General features: G+C 66.9%; 20 protein-coding genes and 1 CRISPR repeat array. Of the genes, 2 read left to right on the top strand and 18 right to left on the bottom strand.

The genetic code is table 11. From position 1 onward, the window contains the following. Positions 1 to 193: 193 nt before the first annotated feature. The 10 genes from WG924_RS19550 to WG924_RS19505 all read right to left on the bottom strand — a co-directional run bounded on the left by WG924_RS19550 (position 194) and on the right by WG924_RS19505 (position 11,786). A complete protein-coding gene (locus WG924_RS19550; protein WP_345934775.1) occupies positions 194 to 1,114 on the bottom strand; it encodes a class I SAM-dependent methyltransferase in 921 nt (306 codons plus the stop codon). An 8-nt stretch (positions 1,115 to 1,122) separates the two neighbouring features. Beyond that, on the bottom strand, positions 1,123 to 2,859 hold the full coding sequence (locus WG924_RS19545) for an NTP transferase domain-containing protein (RefSeq protein WP_345934774.1): 1,737 nt from the start codon (positions 2,857 to 2,859) through the stop codon (positions 1,123 to 1,125). 72 nt (positions 2,860 to 2,931) lie between these two features. Next, positions 2,932 to 3,663, bottom strand: coding sequence for an XdhC family protein (locus WG924_RS19540; protein WP_345934773.1), 732 nt, complete (start codon positions 3,661 to 3,663; stop codon positions 2,932 to 2,934). 17 nt (positions 3,664 to 3,680) lie between these two features. After that, positions 3,681 to 4,037 (bottom strand): XdhC family protein, encoded by a 357-nt coding sequence (locus tag WG924_RS19535; protein WP_345934772.1) that lies wholly within the window; start codon positions 4,035 to 4,037, stop codon positions 3,681 to 3,683. Between the two features lie 44 nt (positions 4,038 to 4,081). Further along, positions 4,082 to 5,419: a vWA domain-containing protein gene (locus tag WG924_RS19530; RefSeq protein WP_345934771.1), complete on the bottom strand. Its 1,338-nt coding sequence runs from the start codon at positions 5,417 to 5,419 to the stop codon at positions 4,082 to 4,084. Next, positions 5,416 to 6,360 (bottom strand): AAA family ATPase, encoded by a 945-nt coding sequence (locus WG924_RS19525; protein WP_345934884.1) that lies wholly within the window; start codon positions 6,358 to 6,360, stop codon positions 5,416 to 5,418. Before WG924_RS19525 ends, WG924_RS19530 begins: the two co-directional genes overlap by 4 nt. A gap of 210 nt (positions 6,361 to 6,570) precedes the next feature. Then, positions 6,571 to 7,371 (bottom strand): FAD binding domain-containing protein, encoded by an 801-nt coding sequence (locus WG924_RS19520; RefSeq protein WP_345934770.1) that lies wholly within the window; start codon positions 7,369 to 7,371, stop codon positions 6,571 to 6,573. Positions 7,372 to 7,464: 93 nt separating this feature from the next. Beyond that, entirely contained in the window at positions 7,465 to 9,852 is a 2,388-nt protein-coding gene (locus tag WG924_RS19515) for a xanthine dehydrogenase family protein molybdopterin-binding subunit (protein WP_345934769.1), read from the bottom strand. A 79-nt stretch (positions 9,853 to 9,931) separates the two neighbouring features. Continuing rightward, a complete protein-coding gene (locus WG924_RS19510) occupies positions 9,932 to 10,402 on the bottom strand; it encodes a (2Fe-2S)-binding protein (protein WP_345934768.1) in 471 nt (156 codons plus the stop codon). A gap of 424 nt (positions 10,403 to 10,826) precedes the next feature. Then, on the bottom strand, positions 10,827 to 11,786 hold the full coding sequence (locus WG924_RS19505; protein ID WP_345934767.1) for a 2-hydroxyacid dehydrogenase: 960 nt from the start codon (positions 11,784 to 11,786) through the stop codon (positions 10,827 to 10,829). 179 nt (positions 11,787 to 11,965) lie between these two features. Here WG924_RS19505 and WG924_RS19500 point away from each other — a divergent pair, with 179 nt between their 5' ends. Beyond that, entirely contained in the window at positions 11,966 to 12,538 is a 573-nt protein-coding gene (locus WG924_RS19500; RefSeq protein WP_345934766.1) for a hypothetical protein, read from the top strand. A gap of 45 nt (positions 12,539 to 12,583) precedes the next feature. After that, a CRISPR array of direct repeats spans positions 12,584 to 13,345; the repeat unit is 36 nt; unit sequence GCCGTGGTTTCCCTACCGATTTGCCCATGGTAGGTT. Between the two features lie 58 nt (positions 13,346 to 13,403). Here the strand turns inward: WG924_RS19500 and cas2 are convergent. The 3 genes from cas2 to cas9 are packed head-to-tail and all read right to left on the bottom strand — an operon-like array spanning position 13,404 to position 17,758. After that, positions 13,404 to 13,733, bottom strand: a complete 330-nt coding sequence (gene cas2 / locus WG924_RS19495; RefSeq protein ID WP_345934764.1) for a CRISPR-associated endonuclease Cas2 — start codon at positions 13,731 to 13,733, stop codon at positions 13,404 to 13,406. Positions 13,734 to 13,742: 9 nt separating this feature from the next. Then, the gene (cas1, locus tag WG924_RS19490) at positions 13,743 to 14,636 is read right to left on the bottom strand and encodes a type II CRISPR-associated endonuclease Cas1 (protein WP_345934763.1); all 894 of its coding nucleotides are present in this window, start codon (positions 14,634 to 14,636) and stop codon (positions 13,743 to 13,745) included. Beyond that, a complete protein-coding gene (cas9, locus tag WG924_RS19485) occupies positions 14,594 to 17,758 on the bottom strand; it encodes a type II CRISPR RNA-guided endonuclease Cas9 (protein ID WP_345934762.1) in 3,165 nt (1,054 codons plus the stop codon). The genes cas1 and cas9 overlap by 43 nt, the downstream gene beginning before the upstream one ends. 436 nt (positions 17,759 to 18,194) lie before the next feature. On the opposite strand from cas9, the gene WG924_RS19480 reads away from it, so the two are divergent. Next, positions 18,195 to 18,896 (top strand): response regulator, encoded by a 702-nt coding sequence (locus WG924_RS19480; protein ID WP_345934761.1) that lies wholly within the window; start codon positions 18,195 to 18,197, stop codon positions 18,894 to 18,896. Between the two features lie 5 nt (positions 18,897 to 18,901). Here the strand turns inward: WG924_RS19480 and WG924_RS19475 are convergent, their stop codons facing one another. From WG924_RS19475 to WG924_RS19455, 5 genes are read right to left on the bottom strand one after another with little or no spacing between them, the layout of a single operon-like run. Further along, positions 18,902 to 19,819 (bottom strand): ABC transporter permease, encoded by a 918-nt coding sequence (locus WG924_RS19475; protein ID WP_345934760.1) that lies wholly within the window; start codon positions 19,817 to 19,819, stop codon positions 18,902 to 18,904. A gap of 1 nt (position 19,820) precedes the next feature. Next, positions 19,821 to 20,732 carry an ABC transporter permease gene (locus tag WG924_RS19470; protein WP_345934759.1) on the bottom strand — a complete coding sequence of 304 codons (912 nt, stop codon included), beginning with the start codon at positions 20,730 to 20,732 and terminating at the stop codon, positions 19,821 to 19,823. A gap of 6 nt (positions 20,733 to 20,738) precedes the next feature. After that, positions 20,739 to 21,707 carry an oligopeptide/dipeptide ABC transporter ATP-binding protein gene (locus WG924_RS19465; protein ID WP_345934758.1) on the bottom strand — a complete coding sequence of 323 codons (969 nt, stop codon included), beginning with the start codon at positions 21,705 to 21,707 and terminating at the stop codon, positions 20,739 to 20,741. Next, positions 21,704 to 22,693: an ABC transporter ATP-binding protein gene (locus WG924_RS19460; protein WP_345934757.1), complete on the bottom strand. Its 990-nt coding sequence runs from the start codon at positions 22,691 to 22,693 to the stop codon at positions 21,704 to 21,706. Before WG924_RS19460 ends, WG924_RS19465 begins: the two co-directional genes overlap by 4 nt. After that, positions 22,690 to 24,300, bottom strand: coding sequence for an ABC transporter substrate-binding protein (locus WG924_RS19455; RefSeq protein WP_345934756.1), 1,611 nt, complete (start codon positions 24,298 to 24,300; stop codon positions 22,690 to 22,692). Before WG924_RS19455 ends, WG924_RS19460 begins: the two co-directional genes overlap by 4 nt. Positions 24,301 to 24,320: the final 20 nt, after the last annotated feature.

Below are 24,320 nucleotides of genomic sequence, written 5' to 3'. Positions count from 1 at the left end.
TCCCCTATCGGTCCGACATATCGATCCGATACACCCGGAGCGGACTCTGACACGTCTCACCGGTCCAGGTGGTGTGACTTATCTCACAATTAACAAGACTTCACATCAGATCTGGCGGCGCAGATGAACGCGCGGCGTGGAATCGGGCGGGGCAGGTCCGGGCCGTCGGACGATCGGCGACGGCCACGACTGGTCAGCGGCGCGGCAGGGCGGCCGACACCACCCGCACTTCCGCCGCCAGCGGCACGCGGCCTTCGGCGTCGGCCAGGGCCGCGAAGGCCGCGCGGATGCGGGCCTCGATCAGCGGTCGGGCCTGCGGTGCGGCGTCCAGGCGATGGCCCCAGCTCATCTCAAGCTGCGGGCGCCAGAAATCATCGGACAGGCGCGGGCGGGGCGCGAAGTTGTGGGTGTCGGTACGGATATCCCCCAATCCGGCATCGGTCATCGCATCGGCCAGCCGCGTGCAACTGCCGAAACGGAACGGGGTCAGGGCGTCGGCGTGATCGCCGTCATCGCCACCAAGCTCGGCATCGACCGCACTGCCCAGCACGTCGACCATGGTCGAGGCGCTGCGCCGGGTCCAGACCATCAGCGCCACCCGTCCGCCCGGACGCAGCACGCGGCGGATGCCGGCCATCACCACGTCGGTCTGCGGGGCGAACATGATGCCGAACCGGCTGACCACGGCATCGACGCTGGCATCGGCCAGCGGCAGGCGCTCCATATCGGCGGCGCAGACCGACACGACATCGCCAAGCCCGGCCTCTCCGGCGCGGGCGCGGATGGCCGGCAGCATCGCCGGCACCAGATCGGTGGCGATCACCAGGCCATCGCCGCCGACCTTGCGGGCCAGCGTCATCGCCGGTTCACCCGCGCCGCTCGCCAGATCCAGCACCCGATGGCCGGGCGCCACGCCGGCCGCGTCGAGCAGAATCTCGTTGAAGCGGGTCGCCATGGCTTCCATCGGCCGTGCCCAGCGCACCCAGGTCTCGGCCTTCGCGGCCCATAAGGCACTCTGTTCGCGGGTGCGGGCGGCGGCGGCGTCGGCGTCAGTGACAACACTGGTCACGGAGGCGGCGGTCACGGGGGCGGCGGTCGGGGTGGTGGCGGTCACGGCTCGGGTCATCCTTGGTCGGCGGGGGAGGGGGAGGTGGCGACCGACGGGGCGGCGGCAGTCGGGGCGGCCGGCAGTGGGGCGCCGCTTGCCGGCGGCAGGCCCTGGGCGCGTGCGGCGGCATCGGCGGCGGCGAGCGCCTCGGGCGTGTCGATATCGCCCAGGATCGCGGCATCGGGCATCTCCACCTCGACGACCATATCCTCATGGGCGCGCACCACCTCGCGGGCGCCACGATCGCCGGTTTGGGACATCATCTCGGTGAAGAACCGGCGGTCGAACAAGACGGGATTGCCGCGCCGCCCCTTATAGACCGGCACGCAGATCAACCGGCCCTCATCCGGGTCATAGGCATCGATCAGCCGGTCCAGGTGCCGGGCGCTGATGCCGGGCATGTCGGCCAGCAGCACCACGGCCGCTTCGGCGCCCTCCGGCACGTCGGCCAGCCCCAGCGACAGCGACAGCGACATGCCGGCCGCGGGATCCTCGTTCACCACCACCGGCACCGGCCGGCCGCCGATCGCCAGCCGGACATCGGTTTCGGGGCCGGTAACCACGGTCAGCGCCCGCAGCCGGCTTTCCAGCGCCGCATCCAGCACATGGCCGATCAGCGGCTTGCCCATGATCTGGCGCACCAGCTTGTTGGGCGGTCCCATCCGGGTGCCACGGCCGGCGGCCAGCACGACACCCGCCACATTGCGCACCGCCCGCGGGCCCCGCCGGCGCGGACCGGGGGAGGCGGCGGCCCGTGGCAGCGGCCGTTCACCCACCTCTTTCAGCAGCCCGCCGACGCCGAAATCGGCGATGTCGAGGGCCTCGATCGCCTCGCCGGCCGCCGCGCGCTCAAGAACGCGGTCGAATCCATTCATCTTGGGGCTGCGGGCACAGCCCGGCGCGCCGATCACCACCCGTCCGGCCAGACGCCCCAGCATCAGCAGATTGCCAGGATCGACCGGCATGCCCAGCCGCACCACCGTGCCGCCGATATCGGTCAGCGCCGCCGGGATCACATCGGCCCGATCCACGATCGCCGAGGCACCGGCCACGACAATGAGATCCATCGGCTCCCGCGCCAGATCGGCCATGGCACGGGCCAGACGCGTGCGGTCGTGGGGCACGCGTTCGATCACCGGTGCCCGCGCGCCCAGCCGCATCAACCGGGCACCGATGGCGCGCGCGGTTTCCTCGTAGATCTTCTCTTTCAGATGCGGCAGTTCGGTCATGATCAGCGCCGCATGGATCACCCGCCAGGGCGCGATCCGGATCGCCGGCCGTCCGGCGCGGGCGATCGATGCCAGCACCTTCTCAAGCGCCGGGCGGGGTGCCGCGAAGGGGATGATCTTGATCGTCGCCAGCATCTCGCCGCCCTCGCAGGCGGTGTCGTCGGCCAGGGTCGCGACCGTGATCGCCTCGTCGATCCGGTTGACCGCCCGGATCATGGCCTCGTCGATCCGCACCAGGCCGCGGGTGGCCGCATACAGGTTGACGCGGCCGGTGAAGGCGCGGGCGACGCGTACATTCGGCCCGGCCAGCGCCTCGGCCACCTGGGCCGCGGCCTCGTCCTCATGCACGTCGTCGGGGCCCAGGCGCGCGCCCAGAACCTGGGTGCGCCCCTGATCCCGGATCAGGGCAATCGTCTCCGCATCCAGCCGGTGGCCCTTCTTGAGCACGCGGCCCTCGACGGCGATGGCATGGGCCAGCAGAACGCCGTCTGCCTGATCAAGCGGATGTTCGGAGAAATCCATGGGGTCGGTCGACTTCGCATATGGCAGGGACAGGGTGGAGGATCGGGAGCGTCAGACGGGATGGCGGCCGCGCTATCCCTTGGGCGGGCGCTGCCGCAGGCTGGCGGCCGAGCCGGTGCGGCGCACGGCGACCACTTCCGACAGGATCGACAAGGCGATCTCGGGCGCGGTGCGCGCGCCGATGGCCAGGCCGATCGGCGCATGGATGCGGGCGATCCGGCCGGCATCGATACCGGCCTCCCGCAGACGCGCGACCCGCTTGCCATGGGTGCGGCTGCTGCCAAGGGCGCCGATATAGAACAGATCCGAGGTCACCGCCATCTGCAGCGCCGGGTCGTCGAGCTTCGGATCATGGGTCAGCGCCAGCATCGCCGAGGCGCCATCCAGGCCGATCTCGCCCAGCACGTCCTCGGGCCAGGCGACATGGGCGGTGACGCCGGGGAAGCGCTCCGGCGTCAGAAACGCGCCGCGCGGGTCCACCACCACCATGTCATAGCCGATCGCCGCCGCCATCGGCGCCAGCGCCTGGGCGATGTGCACGGCGCCGATCACGATCAGCCGTGGCCGGGGCGCGAAGACGTTGATGAACCAGCGCGTGCCGTCGGCCTCGACCGTGGCCGCGCGATCGTCGCGGATCGCGGCCAGCGCCGCATCGCGCAGGGCATCGGGCAGCGGGGCACCGGCGTCATCGCCGTTGTCGGCGATCAGCGCGGCCGGCCCGCCGGGGGTGAGGGCGCTGACCAGTGCCACGCCACGGCGTGCGGCACGGTCGGCGGCGATACGGCGGATCAGGGTTGCATCCATGGGTTTCCGCGCTCCTGTCAATCCAGCCGTTCGACCCAGACTTCCAGCCGGCCACCGCAGGCCAGGCCCACGGCCCAGGCCTGATCGTCGCCGATCGAGAAATCCATCAATCGCGGCGGTGCGCCGCCGATGCAGGCCTGCGCCGCCTCGATCACTGCACCTTCGACGCAGCCGCCCGACACCGACCCCGCGAAGCGGCCATCGGCGGTGACAGCCATCTGGGCGCCGGGCAGGCGCGGCGCGCTGCCCCAGGTGGACACCACCGTCGCCAGCGCCACGCCGGTGCCGGCATCGCGCCAGCCCAGTGCCGCGGCCAGAACGTCGTCGCCGGTGATGGCGGTGGTATCGTTTGCAGCAGCCGGACGTCCGGTCATGATCGCCTCCTTCTCGTCGTCGCCAGCCCGCGCCGTGGCGCGCGTCACGCGCCCGGCCCCAATGTCTCAGACCGGATCTGGGTCTCAGACCGGATCTGGGTCTCAGACCGGATCTGGGTTTCGGCCCGGATCTGGCGGCGCCATGCCTCCAGCCTCGGATCGGCCGCGGCGGCAGGGCGGGTCAATGCGGTTGCCAGCGCCTCGATCCCGATCAGATTATGCACCGCCCTGAATTCATGCACATGGGGCAAAATCGCCCGCACGCCACGGGCGGCCGGCTGGAACCCGTCGAACCGCAGCAGCGGGTTCAGCCAGATCAGCCGTGGCGTCAGCCGCGACAGGCGCTCGACCGCGCGGCCCAGAACGTCGTCTTCGGCCCGGTCCAGCCCGTCGGTGACCAGCAGCACAACGGCATTGCGGGTCAGCACCCTGCGGGCGAAGCGCCGGTTGAAATCGGCGAGACAAGGCCCGATCCGGGTGCCGCCGGACCAGTCCTTCACCCGACCGCCGACCGCCGCCAGGGCCTCGTCGGGGTCGCGGCGCGCCAGATCATGAGTGACATTGCTCAACCGCGTGCCGAACAGGAACACGCTCACCCGCTGCCCGGCATCCTGCATCATCGCGTGCAGCAGATGCAGCATCATCCGGGCATAGGCGTCCATCGAGCCCGAGACATCGACGATCGCCACCAGCGGCGGCCGTTCGCGCCGGGGCCCCCGGCGGGCCAGCCGCACCGCCTCGCCGCCGCTGCGGATCTGGGCCTGCAGGCTGCGGCGCAGATCGATGCGCCGGCCATGGGGCGCCGGCTTCATCCGGCGTGTCGGCCGTTCCGGCAGGCGGGCGCGGATCAGGCGGATGGCGCGCCGGGCCTCGGCGGCTTCCACGGCGCTCATCTGTTCGAAGTCGCGGGTCTTCAGCCGTTCGGTCGCATCCCAGGTCAGGCTGGCATCGATGCGGGTTTCCTCACGCACCTTCTGCCCGGATGGTGGCGGGGGTGGTGGCGCATCGCCGGTGAAGGCATCGGCCAGCCGCCGGGCCAGCTTGCGGCCATCGGGAGGCCGGTCGGCCTCCACCTGCGGCAGCAGCAGCGCCAGCAGCCGTTCCCGCAATTGCGGGTCGCGCCAGAACACGTCGAAGGCCTGTTCGAACAGCGCCAGATGCTCGCGCCGTTTGACCAATGTCGCCTTCAGCGCGGCGTGAACCTGCGGCCGCGAGGCCATGTCGACGGCGGCCATCGCCTCGGCCGCAACCAGCACGTCGCCGGGGCCGATGGTCAGGCCGGCACGCCTGAGCAGTCGCGCGAAGCGGGCGATATTGGCCGGCAGCCGGCCGCTTGTGCCTTGGTCTTTCGCAGGCCGGCCGGTCATGCTGTCGCCGGTCACGCGGTCGCGGCCCTTGCGCCGGCGCTGGCCCGCTTCTGGATATCGGCCTGCGCCTCGGCCAGCAGACGGGCGGTCTCGGCGCCGGTCATCCGGGTGATGTCATCCTGATATTTCAGCAGCACGCCCATGCTGCCATCGATCAGCCCGGGGTTGAGGTCTACGGCGTCCAACTGGACCAGAGCATTGGCCCAATCGAGCGTTTCGGCGACGCCCGGCGCCTTGAACAGGTCTTCAGACCGCAGCCGCTGCACGAAGCCCACGATCTGGGCGGCCATCGCCTCGGCCACGGCGGGGGTCTTGCGGCGGACGATGGCGATCTCGCGCGCCTCGTTCGGAAAATCGATCCAGCGATACAGGCAGCGGCGTTTCAGGGCATCGTGGATTTCGCGGGTGCGGTTCGAGGTCACGATCACGATCGGCGGCGTTTCGGCACGGATGGTGCCGATTTCAGGGATGGTGACCTGGAAATCGGCCAGAAGCTCCAGCAGGAAGGCTTCGAACGGCTCGTCGGCCCGGTCGATTTCATCGATCAGCAGCACCGGCGGCCCGGCGGGATCGGGGGTGATGGCGTCGAGCAATGGCCGGCGCAGCAGGAAGCGTTCCGAGAACAGATCGGCGCTCAGGCGTTCGCGGGCGCCGGCACCGTCGGCCTCGCCGGCGGCTTCGGCCAGACGGATTTCCAGCATCTGGCGGGCATAGTTCCAGTCATACAATGCCTGGGCCTGATCCAGCCCCTCATAGCATTGCAGGCGGATCAGCCGGCGGCCCAGCGCCTTGGCCAGCACCTTGGCGATCTCGGTCTTGCCGACCCCGGCTTCCCCTTCCAGCAGCAGTGGCCGGCCCAGCCGCATGGCCAGGAACAGCACCGTGGCCAGCGCCTCGTCGGCGACATAATCGCCGGCATCGAGCAGAGCCAGGGTCTCGGCGACGGAGGTGGGCATGGCGGCGGGTTCTGACTGCGTCAAGACAGGCTCCTCAGGCGACGGGATAGCGGTGGCGGGCCGGGCCGCAGTGGCGAGGGACATAGCCCCACCCGGTCAATCTGGGCACCGGGCCGGCAAACGGCAAGCGGCGGCATGGCGCGGATCCGCCACCATGCCGCCGCCATGTCGGGGCCGCCGTTACCGGGGGTGGTTCTGGCCGTCGCCGGATCAGGCGAGGGCGGCGGCCACCGCGCGCTTTGCGATCACGCCCACCAGATGCGCGCGATAGGCGGCACTGGCATGCATGTCGGCATTCAGGCCATCGGCCGGCACGGTGATGCCGTCGAGCGCTTCGGGCCGGAAATCGGCGGCAAGCGCCGCTTCCATGGCCTCGATCCTGAACACCGACGGGGCGGCACCGGTAACCGCCACCCGGACCGATCCATCCATGTGTCGGGCCACGAACACGCCCACCAGCGCATAGCGCGAGGCCGGGTTGGGGAACTTCACATAGCCGGCCTTGTCGACCAGCGGGAAGCGGACCGCCTGGACGATTTCTGCAGGGGCCAGCGCGGTTTCGAACATGCCGACGAAATAGTCGTCGGCGGCGATGGTCCGCTGGTCGGTGACGATGTCGGCAGCCAGGGCCAGCGCCGCCGCCGGATAATCCGCAGCCGGATCGTTATTGGCCAGCGATCCGCCGATGGTGCCGCGGTTGCGGACCTGGGCATCGCCGATATGCGCCGCCAGATGGGCCAGGGCCGGAATGGCGGCCTTGACCTCGTCGGAGCGGCCGACGGCGGCATGACGGGTCATGGCGCCGATGACCAGGTGGTCGCCGTCGCGGCTGATGCCGGCCAGATCGGCGATGCCGTTGAGGTCGACCAGGTCCGACGGCGCCGCCAGGCGCTGTTTCATGGTCGGTACCAGGGTCATGCCCCCGGCAACCAGCTTGGCTTCGTCATTGCCGGCAAGAGCGGCCGCGGCGTCGGCGACCGTGCCCGGGCGGTGATATTCGAAAGCATACATCTTAAAGCGTTCCCCGATCGTCATCAGACAGACAGGCGTGACCAGACAGGCAGGCGTGACCAGACAGGCAGGTCCATGATCGCTGCATGTCGATCATTCCGCCGCGGCGGGCATGCGTGCCGCATTGATCGTCGTCCACACCCGGTTCGGCGTTGCGGGCATGTCCATATCGGTGACGCCCAGCGGCCTGAGCGCGTCGATCACCGCATTGATGATCGCCGGCGGCGAGCCGATGGCGCCGGCCTCGCCGCAGCCCTTCACCCCCAGCGGGTTGGTGGTGCAGGGGACTTCGTTGTGCGCGACCGTGAAGTTGGGCAGATCGTCGGCACGCGGCATGCAGTAATCCATGAACGAGCCGGTCATCAACTGGCCGCTGTCCTGATCATAGACCGCCGCTTCCAGCAGGGCCTGACCGATGCCCTGGCCGATTCCGCCATGGACCTGACCTTCGACGATCATCGGATTGACGACATTGCCGAAATCGTCGACCGCCACGAAGCGCTTGATCTCGACCACGCCGGTTTCCGGGTCGATTTCCACCTCGCACAGATGGCAGCCATTGGGATAGGTGAAGTTGATCGGATCGTAATAGGCGCTCTCGTCCAGCCCCGGTTCCAGCTTGTCGAGCGGATAGTTGTGCGGCACATAGGCCGCTAGCGCCACCTCGCCGATCGTGACCCCCTTGTCGGTGCCCTTGACCGAGAACCGGCCGTCCTTGAACTCGATATCGGCTTCGGCTGCTTCCATCAGATGGGCCGCGATCTTACGGCTCTTGTCGACCACCTTGTCGATCGCCTTGACCAGCGCCGAGCCGCCGACCGGCAGCGAGCGCGAGCCATAGGTGCCCATGCCGAAGGGCACCCGGTCGGTGTCGCCGTGAACGATTTCCACCTGTGACAGCGGCACGCCCAGCTTGTCGGCCACCACCTGCGCGAAGGTGGTCTCGTGGCCCTGGCCATGGCTGTGGGCACCGGTGAACACGGTGACCGATCCGGTCGGATGCAACCGCACCTCGGCCGCTTCATACAGACCCGCGCGGGCGCCGAGCTGGCCGGCCAGCGCCGATGGCGCCAGACCGCAGGCCTCGATATAGGTCGACACGCCCAGGCCGACCATCTTGCCGCGCGCCTTCGCCTCGACCTTGCGGGCATCCAGCCCGGCATAGTCGATCAGCGCCATGGCGTCGTCGAGATTCTTGTGGAAATTGCCGCTGTCGTACTGCACCGCCACCGGGGTCTGATAGGGCATCATGTCGGGCGTGATGAAGTTCTGCTTGCGCAGCGCGATCCGGTCGATACCGCTCTCGGCGGCCGCCTTGTCGACCAGCCGTTCCAGCAGATAGCAGGCTTCGGGCCGGCCGGCGCCACGATAGGCATCCACCGGCGTGGTGTTGGTGAATGCGGCCTTCACCTCGCAATAGATCGCCGGCGTCTTGTACAGCCCCGCCAGCAGCGTGCCATACAGATAGGTCGGGATCGAGGGCGCGAAGGTGGAAAGATAGGCGCCGAGATTGGCGACCGTCTCGACATGCAGGCCCAGGAAATTGCCGTCGGCATCCATGGCCAGCCGCGCGCGGCTCCAGTGATCGCGGCCATGGGCATCGGTCATGAAGCTTTCGGTGCGCTCCGCCGTCCAGCGGACCGGGCGTTCCAGCTTGCGCGCCGCCCAGGTGACGATGGCCTCTTCGGCATAATGATAGATCTTCGACCCGAAACCGCCGCCGACATCCGGCGCCACCACCCGCAGCTTGTGTTCGGGGATCTGCAGCACATAGGCGCCCATCAGCAGGCGGATGACATGCGGATTCTGGCTGGTGGTATAGAGCGTATAGTTGCCGCTCGACGGCTCGTAATCGCCGATCGCCGCCCGCGGCTCCATGGCATTGGGGATCAGGCGGTTGTTGATCAGCTCCAGCTCTACCACCCGGTGGGCATTGGCGAAGGCGGCGTCGGTCGCGGCCTTGTCGCCCAGCTCCCAGTCATAGCACAGATTGCCCGGTGCCTGATCGTCCCAGACCGCCGGCGCGCCGCCGGCGAGTGCCTTGCGGGCATCGGCCACGGCCGGCAGCTCGGCATAGTCGACGACCACGTCTTCCGCGGCATCCTTGGCCAGTTCCTTGGATGTCGCGATCACCACCGCGACATTGTCGCCGACATGGCGGACCCGATCGGGGATCAGCGGCGGATGCGCCGGCTCCTTCATCGGTGAGCCGTCCTTGGAATGCACCGCCCAGCCGCAGGGCAGGCCGCCGACGCCGTCGGCCGCCATGTCCTTGCCGGTGAACACGGCGATCACCCCCGGCCGTGCCAGCGCCGCCGAGGCATCGATGCCGGCGATGTCGGCATGGGCATGGGGGCTGCGGATGATATAGGCATAGGTCTGGCGGGCCAGTTGAATATCGTCGGTATATCGGCCGCGGCCGGTCAGGAAGCGCCGGTCTTCGGTGCGCCTCACGGGCTTGCCCATCGACTGCTCGGTCATGTCCTCAACTCCTCCCCATCGCCCGGCCGGTTCATGCCGCCGGGCCTGTTCTCGTGTTGCGGCGCGTCCGGGCAGCGGGTCAGCCGCGCATCGTTTCGGCGGCGGCCTGCACCGCCTTCACGATGTTGTGGTATCCGGTGCAGCGGCAGATATTGCCTTCCAGATGCTTGCGGATTTCCGCTTCGGTCGGGTCGGGGTTGTTCTTCAGCAGGTCGACGGCGCTCATCACCATGCCGGGGGTGCAGAAGCCGCACTGAAGGCCGTGATTCTCGTGAAACGCCGCCTGCATCGGATGCAGGGTGCCGTTCTGTGCCATGCCTTCGATGGTGGTGACCTCGCAGCCATCGGCCTGCACCGCCAGCAGCGTGCACGACTTCACGGATGCGCCGTCGACATGGACCACGCAGGCACCGCACTGGCTGGTGTCGCAGCCGACATGGGTTCCGGTGAGTCCGAGATGGTCGCGGATGAACTGCACCAGCAGGGTCCGCGGCTCGACCGGGCGTTCCACCCGCTCGCCGTTCACCGTCAGGCTGATCTGGACCGGCATGTATAACCTCCCCATCGGTCGGTAGACGACGGCCGCACGGGCAGGCCGCCGTGGATCACGCACGGGCCGGAGGCATCGGGGCCGGGGAAGCGTTGGATGATACCGCGATCAGTCTGTCCGCCGCTCAATCAGCGCGGTTGGCTCTGGTCGCACCGCCACAGCGCCGGTTCACGGCCACCACAGGCGGAACCCGGGCGATCGCTCGCCCGCCGGTTCATTCACTCGTCCTCCGCCGGCATCGGTGTCGGGGTTCAAACCCCTTGTTTGCATCCGACCGGGCGACGAGAAGTTTGGCGCTGCGAACCGGGGTGGTCAAGCGCGATACCATGACGGCGGCGCGCTAAAAACCGCCGAAAAAATGCCGCACCGCAACCGCCGACGACGCCGATGCGGCCGTGCCGGCGGACAAGCAACTGAACTTGGGTCAGTATCCGCGATCACGCAGCACGGGATCGCGCGGCGGCAGGCCGCCCGCATGGCGGCGCAGGCTGTCGGCCAGGATCGGCGCCATCGTCTCGGGCGTGCTGTCGGCGGCGACATGGGGTGTGAGCACGATCCTCGGGTGGTGCCAGAACCGGTGCCCGGGGGCCAAGGGCTCGGTCGCGGTGACATCGAGTGTCGCGGAGGCAAGGTGGCCGTTGTCGAGGGCGGCCAGAAGGTCATTCTCGACCACATGACCGCCGCGCGCGACATTGACCAGATGGCTGCCGGCCGGCATCCGCGCCAGACGCCGGGCATCGATCAGGCCACGGGTCTCGTCGGTCAGCGGCAGCAGATTGACCAGACAGCCGGATGTGGCGATCACCCGGTCCAGCCCCTCGGCACCCGACAGGCAGGCGATACCCTCGACCGTCTTGGGGCTGCGCGACCAGCCGGTGACGGTGAAGCCCAGTGCCGCCAGGGCGCGGGCGGCGCTGGCACCCAACTCGCCCAGCCCCAGCATGCCCACGGCAAGCGCGCCGCCGGGAACGTCGCGTTTCGCCCAGCGTCCGGCCGCCTGCTGTTCCCGATAGCCCAGGGCATCCACCGACACCGCCAGCACCGCATGAACCACGAAGCGCACCATCTCGGCTGTCATCTCAGGGTCGACCGCGCGCCCCAGCACAACATCCGGCCCGATCGCCGGATCCGCCAGCAGATGCTCGACCCCGGCACCCAGCGACTGGGCAAAACCCAGCCGGGTCATGCCCTCAAGCGCGCCCTCCGGCTGCTTCCACAACAGCGCCGCTTCGATCTCGCCCCGATCGCCCAGATCCGGCCACAGCCGCAGATCGATCCCCGGCGCCGCCGCCCGCAATGCCGCCGCCCAGCGCGGCAGATCCCATCCCGGCGCGATGATGGCGGTGACGGGCAGGCGGGGGGTGGTGGCGTCGGTCGTGGTCATGACGATGCAGGCTCCGATGGCAGGGCAGAGGCGGAAGGGGCGCAGCATAGCGCGGCGCGGCCGTGGTCGTCATGCGCCAGCTTGATCGTTGATCCGCGCGGACGCAGAGGCCATGTCCGGACAGGGAAGATTTTCCGCGCCATCTTCGCGTATGGCGTGGCGCATGTCGGAGTTGAAAGATGGCGTTGTCGAACCGGCCCCGCTGGCGGGCGGCGATCAGCCGTGTGGTCGTGGCAGTCGCTGTCGCTGCAATCGCGGCCTGTGCTGAGCGTCAGCAGGTCGAGACGCCGCCGCCCGATGATCTCCACCGGATCGGAACCTGCGACGATGCTTTCATGTCGGCCATGGCGTCGCATATCCGCGACATCGGCGTCGCCACCTCACGCCACGACGTGGATATGAAGATCTTGAACATCCTCAAGGATTTTGAAGCGACGAGCGGATGGTCCTATTCGAACACCGGCTTCTGCTTCTTCGATTTCATCGAGAAGAATGGCGTCGATGTGTATTATAGCGGTGTCGTCCATTTCCCGGTGTATGTCGAGGTCTGGCTGCTGCCCGGCGAGGGTGACGGCCATTATGGCATCTGCGTCGGTGCCAATCCGCTGGGCTGGAATTCCGACACCGCGCTCGATCGCTTTCATCCCAGGGGCATTCCGGTGCCACCCGGCTATGGCGATGACGGCCCGGCGGCGCAGGCACGCTTCCTGCCCGTCTGCCGCGACGACCGGGGGAGGGAGAGCTTTTTGTGAGGGCGGGTGGGGAGGCAGCCCGGCAGTATGGGCGATACCTTCTGGGCCGTGGTTTCCCTACCGATTTGCCCATGGTAGGTTTCTCCGGCGGCAACATCCGCTGGTACCTGCGCCGTGGTTTCCCTACCGATTTGCCCATGGTAGGTTACCACAACATCTACATGCGCGCGCACAAGCGCCGTGGTTTCCCTACCGATTTGCCCATGGTAGGTTACCCGGGCTTCCGGCCCTACATAGGCCGTGGCCGTGGTTTCCCTACCGATTTGCCCATGGTAGGTTCGGCATCGGACTGGATGCCCGCTTCAACGGGCCGTGGTTTCCCTACCGATTTGCCCATGGTAGGTTAAGGCCCGCGAACAGATCCTGGCCGCTGATGCCGTGGTTTCCCTACCGATTTGCCCATGGTAGGTTCATCAATGCCGGTCGCCTGCCTGACTACGTGCCGTGGTTTCCCTACCGATTTGCCCATGGTAGGTTCAGCCTCCGTTCTTCTCCGGTCCTCGCGGCGCCGTGGTTTCCCTACCGATTTGCCCATGGTAGGTTGGCGCGTCGACGCACCCGTGCAGGTCGATGGCCGTGGTTTCCCTACCGATTTGCCCATGGTAGGTTGAGGGGGCGCCTGGGTGGATACATGCAGCGGCCGTGGTTTCCCTACCGATTTGCCCATGGTAGGTTGGCGTGTTTGGTCTCGTCATCGAACTTGACGCCGTGGTTTCCCTACCGATTTGCCCATGGTAGGTTGTCCTGGCCGGGCAGGCCGCGATCGCGGCAGCCGTGGTTTCCCTACCGATTTGCCCATGGTAGGTTACCTTCGTCATAACCGACTGGAAATGCTGTGATTTCCGCGCGTTCAGGCGCGCCGAAATCACAGCAGGACCATCTGATTTGATCCCACGCGCTCGGTTTTCGGCGCGAGGCCGAGCATGAGTTGCATGCGTGCATATTGTTTGTCCGTTATCTGAAGCGTTCGCACGCTGCCTTCCCTCGGCAGGTTCGACCGGACGCGCCCGATATGTTTGTCCACTGCATCCTGGCCCCGGCAGACCCGCGCGTACACAGAAAATTGCAGCATCAGGAAGCCGTCGTCTTTCAACGACTTCCGGAAGCGGGTGGCCCGTCGACGTTGCTCCTTCGTCCTGACGGGAAGGTCAAAGAAGACCATGAGCCACATGAAGCGGATATCCTCGGCTTTCATCGCGCGACGTCAGTCCTCGCCTGGCCAGATCGGTGTCTGCAAAAGGGCGGCGCTGTTATGTTCCATGGTGCGTACCATAGACATGGTGACGATTTCCGTGGCGGCGAGTATCGACATGCGGTCCCGGCCGATCGCGGCATTCTGATGGAGGATCGCGGCCATATGGCGGCGATCGTCGATGGTCAGGTCATCGCTCCGGTGGTCCATCGCCCGGTCATGCGCCACCCGATCCACGAACGGGCGGAACGGCTCGATCAGATCATCCACCAGATTGAAGGCGTTCGATCTGGAGGCGTGATGGATGCCGAATGCCGGAAGCAGGCCCGAGGCGACGCAGGCCCGCGCAAGGCCGGCACGCACAACCGCATAGCCATAATTCAGCAGCGCATTGCGCCGGTCCGCCTCGTCCGCCCGCGTGAAGTCGCTGAACAGGGCCGACCAATAGGCCCGCGCGGCCTGCGCCTCGATATTGTCCGGGTCGCCTGAGCCCACCCGGTCCGCCATGGCAAAGACGGCTTTGGCCTGCGGGCGCCCAAGCTGGTTCAGAAGTGCCGCCTGATTGCGTATCTTGGCGACCACCAATCCCTGCCAGAGGCGCTTCTTCAAGGGCTGAGTGATGCCGGTCTGGAGATGGGCGATATGCGCCTGTGCATGATGCTGATGAAATGACAGCAGAACACCGGCCGGATGATGTCTGGCATCGGGCACGATCATGGCGACCCCGCTCTCGACCAGAGTGGAGAGCAGGGCGCCGGTCACGCTCACCTGGGGCGTGTCGAGGACCAGCCACGCTATGTCCTCGATGGCGAGCGTGACCTCGCCATCATCCTGTGCCACGACGAGTTGCCGGTCCCGGACCGTCAGTCGGGAGGGCTGGGAGATGTGCACGCCACGCCATGCCATTCGCGAACCTCGCTCTTTGTCTCGGCGCGGGCGCCGAATCGATCCACGTTGTACTTGGAAAATCTCTTGAGGGTTTTCACGCCAGTTTTCTTTTCAATCGGTATCATAGTATTATGGCCAGAAATTGTGATTGCGGCGACTGACCGATCGAATGATGTCACGTATCCTCTTGTAATTATTCCATCTTTGTGCTTCTCACATTCGATAAATGATCGATTGAATATGCTCATCTTGAATTTGTGATCATCTGTGAGGGGAATTTCTTTTCCGCCTCTTTCGATGTAGCAGTGTGGCGGAGAAGGTAGGTGTATTTCATGGGGATAGATGGGGACCAGGTAATATTCGACCGCACCCTTTGCATTTGTCTTGGTAAAGACATCAATCCGAACGAAATTTCCCCGATCCGCCGTTCCATGGCGAACCATGACGGCGGGCTTCGTCGATGACATCAGCCTGATCTTTGTCATGACATGACCTGCCGGAGAGCGGGGCAGGCTGTCCTTGTCCATCGGGCGCCCGGCGGAAATCCAGGCCCGGATGGCCTCTGCGGTTTTCGCGTTGCGCTCGGGATCTTTGATCCTCTCCAACTGCTTCAGCGCCTTGGCTTCCACGAACCGGCCCTTGTCGAGCCCCAGGGCGAGAACCGCGACCCGCTCGGTGGTTGTCGTCTCTCCGTCGCGCTCCAATAGCTGGCGGATCGTTGCCATGTGCGCTTCGCCCCGCGCACGTCGGCGTTCGGGCCGGGCCACGAGAATGCCGTCATAGGCGGTGAGCACATGGCTGCGGAATCCGGGCCATGGCGGATCGACATGGCGCAGGGGCCGGCCGAGCCCCTGCTGTTCCCAGGTCTGGAACGACTTGGTCAGGCGCTGGACTTCGGCCTCGCCAACCGCGGCCACGGTCAGGGCGTCGATGGCGTGGTGGCGAGCGTCCTCGACCCGTTTCCCATCGACCTTCTTCAGAGCTTCCAAGCCCCATGCTTGGCGGAGTGCGGCCGTCAAGGCACCGGGGCGGGTGAGAACCCGGCGTCTGCCACCCTTTTCCTGCCGCTCGCCCTTCGGATAGAACAGCTTTACGGCCTCGGCGAGCAGCTTTGACGCATAGCGCGTGTCATTGAGGTTGCGGCTTCGGAATTTCTCCGCCACCTCGTCGGCATTCTTCAGCAGGTAGTTGCGCTTCTTGAAGCCGCGCAGGCTGTGATTGGTCTCGACCCGCTGGGTATAGACCGCCCACGCGTCGGGTGATGCGTCTCGCGTGAACCACTCATAAGGGGTCTGGCCCTTCTTGCGCTGATTGGCGCTGGCAAGACATAGGGTCTTGTTGTTGAAGCTGTCGTCGCCGAAGCGAGACCATGGCAGGATATGATCGACCTGCACGCTGTTATCTGTGGCGATAACTTGGGAGACAACGATATTTTCGCCGGTATAAACACATTTGCCGCCCTGTTCCTTCCACAGGCGATAGCGCAGCAGCGTATCGCTGTCGACATCGGTGATGTCCAGGTGACCGCGCACTTCGTCGCGCTCTCTGTCCCGCTGCTTCGTGTTCTTTTCGATCTGATTTTTTATCTCCCGGCGCTTCTCGATGCTGTTGCCGACATCGCGGGTCAGTTCGATGTGGATCGAACCCGGCAGCCCCCAGCGGTTGCGCATCGCCCACAGTTGCTTGAGCCCTTCGGTCAAGGCCTTGCGGGCGACGGGGTTGGCGATGTTATGGCCGACATCCTCCACCAGCCGGTTGAACAGGGCTTTGGATGTGACCTGTTCGCGCCCCGACATGGCGGATGCGGCGTGGTCATATCCGGCAAATCGACAGGCCTCGTCATATCGATGTCCCTGTTCCAGATATGGAATCAGCTTGCGGCACGCCTTGGTCGACAGGTTCCCGCTGCCCTTGAACCTGGCGAACGCCGCCGCATCCAGCGCGGTCAGCAGGGCGTCGAGTACATCGGGATGAAGGCCGATCTCGCGCAGTCTGGCCGCGATGGTCTGGTTGGTTTCAAAGAAGCTCAGCGCATGCGCGACCGCGTCGAGCTGATCGGGACGGGCAGAGGCCTCCGCCCAGAGTGCTTCCCCCAGAGCTTTGCGCAAGGCCCAGGTGCCGGCCGTGGCCTCGCCGGTCCGCAGCGCGATGTCGCGCTCTTCGTCTTCGGGCTTTATGGTGGTGAAACACTCATCGGCGGTCAGGCCGATCAGGCCACGGATCTTCTTAACGGTGATTTTGGCGGTCTTGCCGAGATCGGCCGTGGCGCGCGCCAGTTCGTCGGGTGACAGCGACCGCTCGCCGCCTGCCGTTCGGACCCGCAGATTGACCAGTCGGGTCAACAGGCGAAAGCGCTCGAAGGACGGCGCCAGTCTGGCTGTCCGTTTCTCCTGCGGCTCGAAGACGCAGGTGCCGACCAGTTGTTCACTGTCCTGCATCGGCAACTGCCGGAAGGCGATGGCGGTAAACGCCTCTTCCAGATCGACCGAGGCGAAATTCTGCCCCAGCCGGCGCTGCGCGGCGAACAGCCGGCCCACCTCATGGGTCAGGTCTTCGCGCCGGGTCGTGCGGTCGAACAGACCGTCGCGGTTGCGTCGACGCGCCGCAAAATCCGGGTCGCGGGCAAACATCTCTCCGACAGTTCGATAGCGCGCCAGCCGTTCCTGCGTGGCGTTCAGCGCGGCCAGCATCTTCGTGTCGTCGCTGGTCGCATTCGCAGCCTTGCGCTTGGCGGCGGATTTGAAGCCGCGCCGCTTGGCGATGTGGGCAAGCGCCACGGCGAGTTCGGCCGGTTGCAAGGGCGCGTCCAGTCCCTTGGCCCTGAGTTGCCAGGGATCGAGGCCGGGTTGCTTCAGGGCATCGCAATCGGCCGCAGGCAGAAGCTTGTGGGCATGAAACAGCCGCCGAATGTCGATCATCCGCTTGCGCCGCCGCCGGATAACCCGACGCAACAGCCGGTTGCTTCGCCGGACCTGATTGGTCGGCACACGGTCCTGAGCGGTTTCAGGGACGTCGAAGCACCAGCTTCCAAGCCCCTCGATCCTGCCGGCCTCGCCCAAGAGGGCAGGGTGGCGCAGCACCGCCCACCCACATGAACCGATGCCAAGATCGATTCCAAACGTGAGTTGTTCATCAATCATGCTGCCCCTCCCATGTCACTCTTGACTTTTTCTTCCCGGCCGGGCCAACTGTCCTTGGCAAATCGGTAGGGAAGCCACGGTAACAGAATTACCGTAAGGTTTTCTGCGAAGGATTATCCCCCGTTGGGCAACCAGCGGGGGAGATTCCTTGTCCGGATGGCCGATTTACATACTGTTCAGCCGCTTCAGGTCTGGAACGGCGTCTTAATATTTTGAGTTGTTTCTGAAGACCCTTTGACGATCCCCCAGGGGCCGCAGACATCCATATGACCGATGTGTTTGTATGGTCTCTCATTGACATCAATGCCGCAATGGGATCGTGACCTGAGACGATGTCCGGTTGCACTGGGCCGATGGACGTTGCTTTCCATTCCCCCGACCCCATCCCCACGCTATCCTCGACACGACACCCATTCCTAAGGATGCCGTGCCGACCATGTCAGAGCCCATCTCTGCCTATCGTGTCCTGATCGTGGATGATCATTCCGTGGTGCGCGCGGGGCTGCGGCATCTGCTGGCGGAGGTGTTCGATCCGGTCGAGATCGTCGAGGCCAACGGCATTGCGGCGCTTGAAGCGTTGCTGGACGAGGGGACGCGGTTCAATTTCGCGGTGATCGATCTGTATCTGCCCGATTTTCTGGGGCAGGACCGGCTGGACCGTATTCGCCGCCGGCTGGAGCCGGCGCCGGTGGTGGCCTTCACCATGTCGGAGAGCAAATCCGATCTGCGCGCCGCGCTGGCGGCGGGTTTGCGCGGCTATATCCCCAAATCCACCCATGACGAGGTGATCATCGGCATTCTGCGGATGATCCAGGTGGGCGGCACCTATTTCCCCTATGAGCTTCTGGCCCGCGATGCCGATGCCGGGCGGCCGTCATCCGCGCCGGCACAGGTCGCGAACCCGCAAACCTCCGCCGGCGGCGAGGATGACGAGGGCGAGGCCGGCGGCGCGCTGACCGAGCGGCAGGCCGAGATCATGGACCTGCTGGCCCGCGGCCATTCCAACCAGCAGATCGGCGACGTGCTGGGCCTGAACCTGAATACGGTGAAAGGCCATCTGTCGCGGATCTTCCGGCAGATGGGGGTGGAGAGCCGGACCCAGGCGATCCTGAAATACCAGCGGATGCGCGGCGAATAGGCGCGTCAGCGGCCGGTGGCGGTCATCGGGTCCAGCCGGTCGCGCAGACGGTCGCCCAGCAGGCAGACCGACATCGTGGTCAGCAGGATCAGCACCCCCGGCACGACCGCGATCCACCACGCGTTCAGCAGAAAGCCGCGGCCGTCGCCCAGCATCTGGCCCAGCGAGGTTTCAGGCGGCTGCACGCCCAGCCCCAGGAATGACAGCGCGGTTTCCAGCAGGATGGTGCCGGGAAAATTCAGCGTCGCCTGCACCACCAGGGGGCCGGCGATATTGGGCAGCACATGGCGGGCATGGATGCGACCGGCCCCGGCACCGGCCATTTTCAGCGCCCGGACATAGCCGGCGCCGCTGGCACCGCGCACCAGATTGCGCGACAGCCGGGCATAGCGTTCCCAGCCATCCAGCCCCACCAGCAGCACGAACAGGATCAGGTCGTTGCCAAGGAAGGCGATCACCGCCAGCGCCAGCACGATCGATGGGATCGCCGCCTGGACATCGACCAGCATCATCAGAAGCTGATCCACCCCGTTTCGGAAATGGGCGGCAAGGAAGCCGAGAACTGTGCCCAAAACCGCACCGATTAGGGTGCCGGCAACCGCGATCAGAATCGAGATCCGGGCGCCATGGATCACCCGCGACAGGATGTCCCGCCCCAGACCATCGGTGCCGAGCGGATAGGCCATGCTGCCCCCGAACAGCACCGGCGGGCGCAGCCGGGCGCCGAGATTCATGGCCTTGGGGTCCATCGGCGCCACCCAGTCGGCGCCGATGGCGACGATCAGCATCAGCACCAGGAAGGCCAGGGCCAGACGCACCGACCATGGGGTGTTATTGCGCCGGTGGGACGGAGCGCCTGCGGGGGATTTTCCGCCAGAGACCGGCGCATTGGCCGAGGCAGGTGTGCGGATGCTGTCGGTCATGTCAGCGCACCCGCGGATCGAGACGGGCATGGACGATATCGGCCAGCAGATTGGCGGTGATCATGGCCAGCGCGATCATCAGAATGATGGTCTGCACCACCGCCAGATCGCGGGCCGCCACCGACTGCACCAGCAGCCGGCCGACGCCCGGCCAGCCGAACACGCTTTCCACCACCACACCGCCGCCGACGATCAACCCCAGCTCGAAGCCGAGGAAGGTGATCACCGGCACCGCGGCATTGGGCGCGATATGGGCGGTGAGGATCCGCAGTGGCGGCAGGCGCTTGCCGCGCGCCACCCGGATGTGCAACTGCCCCAGAACGTCGAGTACGGCGCCGCGCACGAAACGCGCGAGCTTGCCGGCCATGGCCGTGCCCAGCGTCAGCGCCGGCAGCACCAGATGCGCGGCGGTGCCATGGCCCGAGGATGGCAGCACCCGCAGCCACAGCGCAAAGATGATGATCAGCACCAGCCCCAGGAAGAAATTCGGCATCGCATAACCGATCACGGCCGCCCCCATGACGCTGCGATCGGTGGCGCTGTCGCGGCGCAGAGCGGCAATGGTGCCCGCCGGCACACCGATCAGCAGGGCCAGCGCGAAGGCAGTGCCGCCGAGCATCAAGGTTGCCGGCAGTCGTTCCGCCACCACCCCCAGCGCGTCGCGGCCATCGAGCATCGAGCGGCCGAAATCGCCTTCGAACACCGACAGCACATAGCGGGCGTATTGCTCGCCGATCGGCCGATCCAGGCCGAGCCGTGCGGCATAGGCATCACGGATGCTTTGCGGTGCGTCTTCCGGCAGCAGCGCGTCGAGCGGGTCGCCCGACAGCCTGAGCACGATGAAGGTGAGGCTGATGCAGATCAGCACGGTGACCAGGGTGCGGAACAGGCGGATCAGCACGGTGCGGGGCATCAGGGCTCAGACCTCGTCGAGACGGTGGCAGGCGGCCTGATGGCCGGGATGGGCCGCCACCATGCGCAGGGCGGGGCGGCTGGTGGCACAGGCAGCGACGGCATGGGCGCAGCGTGGATGAAATGCACAACCCGATGGCGGCGCCAGCAGGCTCGGCGGTTCACCCGCCAGACGCGCGCGCCGGCGGCGGGCGACGGGATGGGCGACCGGGATGGCGTCGATCAGGGCGCGGGTATAGGGATGGGCCGGTCGGTCGAACACCGCCTCGACCGGGCCGGTTTCGACGATCCGGCCCAGATACATCACCGCCACCCGGTCGCAGAGATGGCCGACGACGCCGAGGTCATGGCTGATGAACACCAGCCCCAGGCCGTGATCGCGGGCCAGACCCGCCAGATGATTGACCACCTGCGCCTGCACCGACACGTCGAGCGCCGAGACCGGTTCGTCGAGCACCAGCACCGACGGGTTCAGCGCCAGCGCCCGGGCCAGCACCGCCCGCTGGCGCTGACCGCCCGACACTTCATGAGGCAGACGGTCGAGCAGCCCCGACCCCAGCCCTACGGCCGCCAGCGCCTGATCGATCCGCTGGCGCCGAGCGGCCGCATCGATGCCACGGATCACCAGCGGCTCGGCCAGTTGCCGGCCGATCGGCAGGCGCGGATCGAAGGCGCCGAGCGTGTCCTGAAAAACCAGTTGCACGGCAGCCCGGCGATCGGGCGTGAAGGGAGGCTGGAAGGGCTGCCCCGCGACATGAATGGTTCCGGCATCGGGCCTGAGTTCCCCGGCCAGCATCCGGCCGACCGTGGTCTTGCCCGAACCGCTTTCGCCGACGATCCCCAGCGCCTCGCCATGGTCGAGCGTCAGGCTGATCTGTGCGACGGCTGTCACCTGCTGCCGGCGCTGCCAGAGCCGGGCACCCGGCAGGCTGAAGGTGGCTGTCAGGTCGCGGGCATCGAGCAAGGCGGCACTCATCCCCGCACCCCGCAGGCGACCATGCCGCCACCGGCCACGCTGTGAACCGCCGGCGGCTGACGGCGGCAGGCATCGACCGCCCGTCGGCAGCGATCGGCGAAGCCGCAACCGGGGCCGCGCGCGCCCGGGGGCGGCACCTGTCCGGGAATGGCGGCCAGAGCAGTGCCGCGGATGGCGTGGCCGGGGCGGCAGGCCAGCAGGTCGGCGGTGTAGGGATGGGCCGCCTGATCGAAAATCCGGGCGACCGGGCCGGCCTCGGCAATCCGGCCGGCATACATCACCGCCATCTCGTCGGCGATTTCGGCGACGACACCCAGATCATGAGTGATGAACAGGACACCCATTCCGGTATCGGCCCGCAGGTCGAGCAGCAGGTCGAGAATCTGTGCCTGAATGGTGACGTCAAGTGCCGTGGTCGGTTCATCGGCGATCAGCAGCAATGGCCGGCAGGCCAGCGCCATGGCGATCGCCACCCGCTGGTTCATGCCGCCCGAGAATTCATGCGGAAACGCCAGTGCCCGATGGCGCGCGCCGGCAATGCCCACCCGGTCCATCAGCCGCACCGCTTCATCCAGCGCGCGGGCACGGCTCAGGCCGTCATGGACCATCAGGGGTTCGGCGATCTGGCGGCCGACCGGCATCAGCGGATCGAGCGAGGCGATCGCATCCTGATGGACCATGGCGAGGCCGGGGGGCGTGCCGGTACCGGGCTTGACCGGGCGCCCGGCAATCCGGGCACGGCCCGCCGTCACCCGCGCGCCCGGCGGCAGCAGGCCCATCAGCGCCAGCGCGGTCAGGCTTTTGCCGCAGCCGCTTTCACCGACAAGGCAGAAGATCCGGCCGGCACCGATCCGGATGTCCAGCCCCTCGACCGCCGCGCCGCCCGCCACCGATATGGTGAGGCCGCAGAGATCGAGCGCCGGCACATCGCCGCCGGGTGGCACAGTCTCTGCCGCCACCCGGCCGGGCATCGCCATCATGGTCATGAGAACGACAGGTTGTCGGGGCGGAAATCCATGTAATAGAGCGGGTAATGGGTCCAGTTGACCGATATCCGCTTGGCGAAGACCTCGTTGACGCCATACAGGATCGTGCCCGGCGCCTCCTCCTCGAAGATATCGAGCAGGGCCTGGAAGGTCCGCCGACGATCGGCCGGGCTGCGGGCCGCGATCAGTGCCGCGACGCCGTCGTTATAGGCGGTCGAGGTCCAGAAACCGCGCTTCTGCACCGCCGAATCCGGCCCCCAGGCGGGAATGACGCCGCCGCCCAGCGGATCGGGGAAACGGAAGGCGGCCGAGATCATCCGCACATCGGCGCCAGGCTCCAGCGCCTGCTTCATGCTCTCGACGAACTCCAGCTCGACCGTCACGCCGATCTGCGCCCACATCGCCTGAATGATCTGGCCGGCGGCCTCGGCGCCGACGTAGTAGCCGGAAATCAGGCGCATCTTCAGCGGCTTGCCGTCGAAACCGCCCTCGGCCAGCAGTGCCCTGGCACGCGCCGGGTCATAGGGGAAGTGCTTGCGGTCGGGATCATAGAGCGGGCCGAAGGCTGGCGTCTGCAAGCCGTTCGGGCGGGTCGCGGCATCACCCCAGACCGCGCGGCCGAGGGCCTGATAATCGATCGCGTGGTTCAGCGCCTGCCGGACCGTCGCACTGGCGACACCGGGCCTGCGGGTGTCGTAGAACAGCATATGAACCAGATCCAGCGGCACCGACACCGCCTCGACATCGTCATAGCCATCAAGCTGCGACATCTGGTCGGGCAGCAGATTGGTGACGATGTCATATTCACCGGAAATCAGCCCGGCGATGCGGGTTGCGGCCTCGGGCACCACATCCAGCCGCACTTCGCGGGCCGCGGGCCGGCCCATCCAGTAATCGTCATGCGCGGCCAGAACCAGCCGGGTGTCGCGGGTGAATTCGGCAAGCTTATAGGGGCCGGCGCCGATCGGATGGCTGCGCACGCCCTCGGCACCGCCGGCGGCATAGGCCTTCGCACCGATCACCCAGCCGCCATAGCCGGCAAGCCGCTGATCCATCACCTCGTCGGGCGCGCGGGTCACGATCTGTACGGTCAGATCGTCGATCCGGCGCAGCGCGGCGATGTGGCCGAACAGGATGCGGCCTTCCGGATAGGGGGAGTTCGGGCCGATGCGGGCGGGCGAGAAGGTCGCCAGAATGTCGTCGGCCGACAGGATCGAGCCGTCATGCAGGTGGACATCGGGGCGCAGGGCGAGTTCCCAGGTCAGGTCATCGACCCGGCGCAGGCCGGTCGCCAGTTGCGGCATCAGGGCGCTGGTGCCGGGTTTTGCCGCCTCGGCCTTGAAGTCGCGGCGCAGGGCCGTGTCGAACAGGCAGGTGGTCTGGCGCAGGCCGATATTGGAGATGGTCTCCAGCGGCTCCAGGCTGGCGGGCAGGGCCTGAACCGCGATCCGCAGGACCGGCCGGTTGTCGCCGGCGGCCTGGGCAAGCGCGCCGGTGGCGGTGCCGGCCATCAGGCTGCCACCGCCCAGCAGGCCCCGGCTGATAAGGCCGCCCGCGGTCAGCCCGGTGCCGAACAGACGCAGCAGATCGCGACGATTGATGGTCATGGGTCGATATCCTTGAACAG

Source organism: Tistrella arctica, from assembly GCF_039630945.1.
GTDB lineage: Bacteria > Pseudomonadota > Alphaproteobacteria > Tistrellales > Tistrellaceae > Tistrella > Tistrella bauzanensis.
The sequence above is the reverse complement of the archived record's forward strand: the minus strand, read 5'-3'. Positions and strand labels throughout refer to the sequence as shown.

Bases quoted from the DNA above. Each gene is read 5' to 3' on its own strand.
- WG924_RS19545 (WP_345934774.1), bottom strand. From the start codon at position 2,859: ATGGATTTCTCCGAACATCCGCTTGATCAGGCAGACGGCGTTCTGCTG.
- WG924_RS19540 (WP_345934773.1), bottom strand. From the start codon at position 3,663: ATGGATGCAACCCTGATCCGCCGTATCGCCGCCGACCGTGCCGCACGC.
- WG924_RS19535 (WP_345934772.1), bottom strand. From the start codon at position 4,037: ATGACCGGACGTCCGGCTGCTGCAAACGATACCACCGCCATCACCGGC.
- WG924_RS19525 (WP_345934884.1), bottom strand. From the start codon at position 6,360: ATGCCCACCTCCGTCGCCGAGACCCTGGCTCTGCTCGATGCCGGCGAT.
- WG924_RS19520 (WP_345934770.1), bottom strand. From the start codon at position 7,371: ATGTATGCTTTCGAATATCACCGCCCGGGCACGGTCGCCGACGCCGCG.
- WG924_RS19515 (WP_345934769.1), bottom strand. From the start codon at position 9,852: ATGACCGAGCAGTCGATGGGCAAGCCCGTGAGGCGCACCGAAGACCGG.
- WG924_RS19510 (WP_345934768.1), bottom strand. From the start codon at position 10,402: ATGCCGGTCCAGATCAGCCTGACGGTGAACGGCGAGCGGGTGGAACGC.
- WG924_RS19505 (WP_345934767.1), bottom strand. From the start codon at position 11,786: ATGACCACGACCGACGCCACCACCCCCCGCCTGCCCGTCACCGCCATC.
- WG924_RS19500 (WP_345934766.1), top strand. From the start codon at position 11,966: ATGGCGTTGTCGAACCGGCCCCGCTGGCGGGCGGCGATCAGCCGTGTG.
- cas2 (WP_345934764.1), bottom strand. From the start codon at position 13,733: ATGAAAGCCGAGGATATCCGCTTCATGTGGCTCATGGTCTTCTTTGAC.
- cas1 (WP_345934763.1), bottom strand. From the start codon at position 14,636: ATGGCATGGCGTGGCGTGCACATCTCCCAGCCCTCCCGACTGACGGTC.
- cas9 (WP_345934762.1), bottom strand. From the start codon at position 17,758: ATGATTGATGAACAACTCACGTTTGGAATCGATCTTGGCATCGGTTCA.
- WG924_RS19480 (WP_345934761.1), top strand. From the start codon at position 18,195: ATGTCAGAGCCCATCTCTGCCTATCGTGTCCTGATCGTGGATGATCAT.
- WG924_RS19475 (WP_345934760.1), bottom strand. From the start codon at position 19,819: ATGACCGACAGCATCCGCACACCTGCCTCGGCCAATGCGCCGGTCTCT.
- WG924_RS19470 (WP_345934759.1), bottom strand. From the start codon at position 20,732: ATGCCCCGCACCGTGCTGATCCGCCTGTTCCGCACCCTGGTCACCGTG.
- WG924_RS19465 (WP_345934758.1), bottom strand. From the start codon at position 21,707: ATGAGTGCCGCCTTGCTCGATGCCCGCGACCTGACAGCCACCTTCAGC.
- WG924_RS19460 (WP_345934757.1), bottom strand. From the start codon at position 22,693: ATGACCATGATGGCGATGCCCGGCCGGGTGGCGGCAGAGACTGTGCCA.
- WG924_RS19455 (WP_345934756.1), bottom strand. From the start codon at position 24,300: ATGACCATCAATCGTCGCGATCTGCTGCGTCTGTTCGGCACCGGGCTG.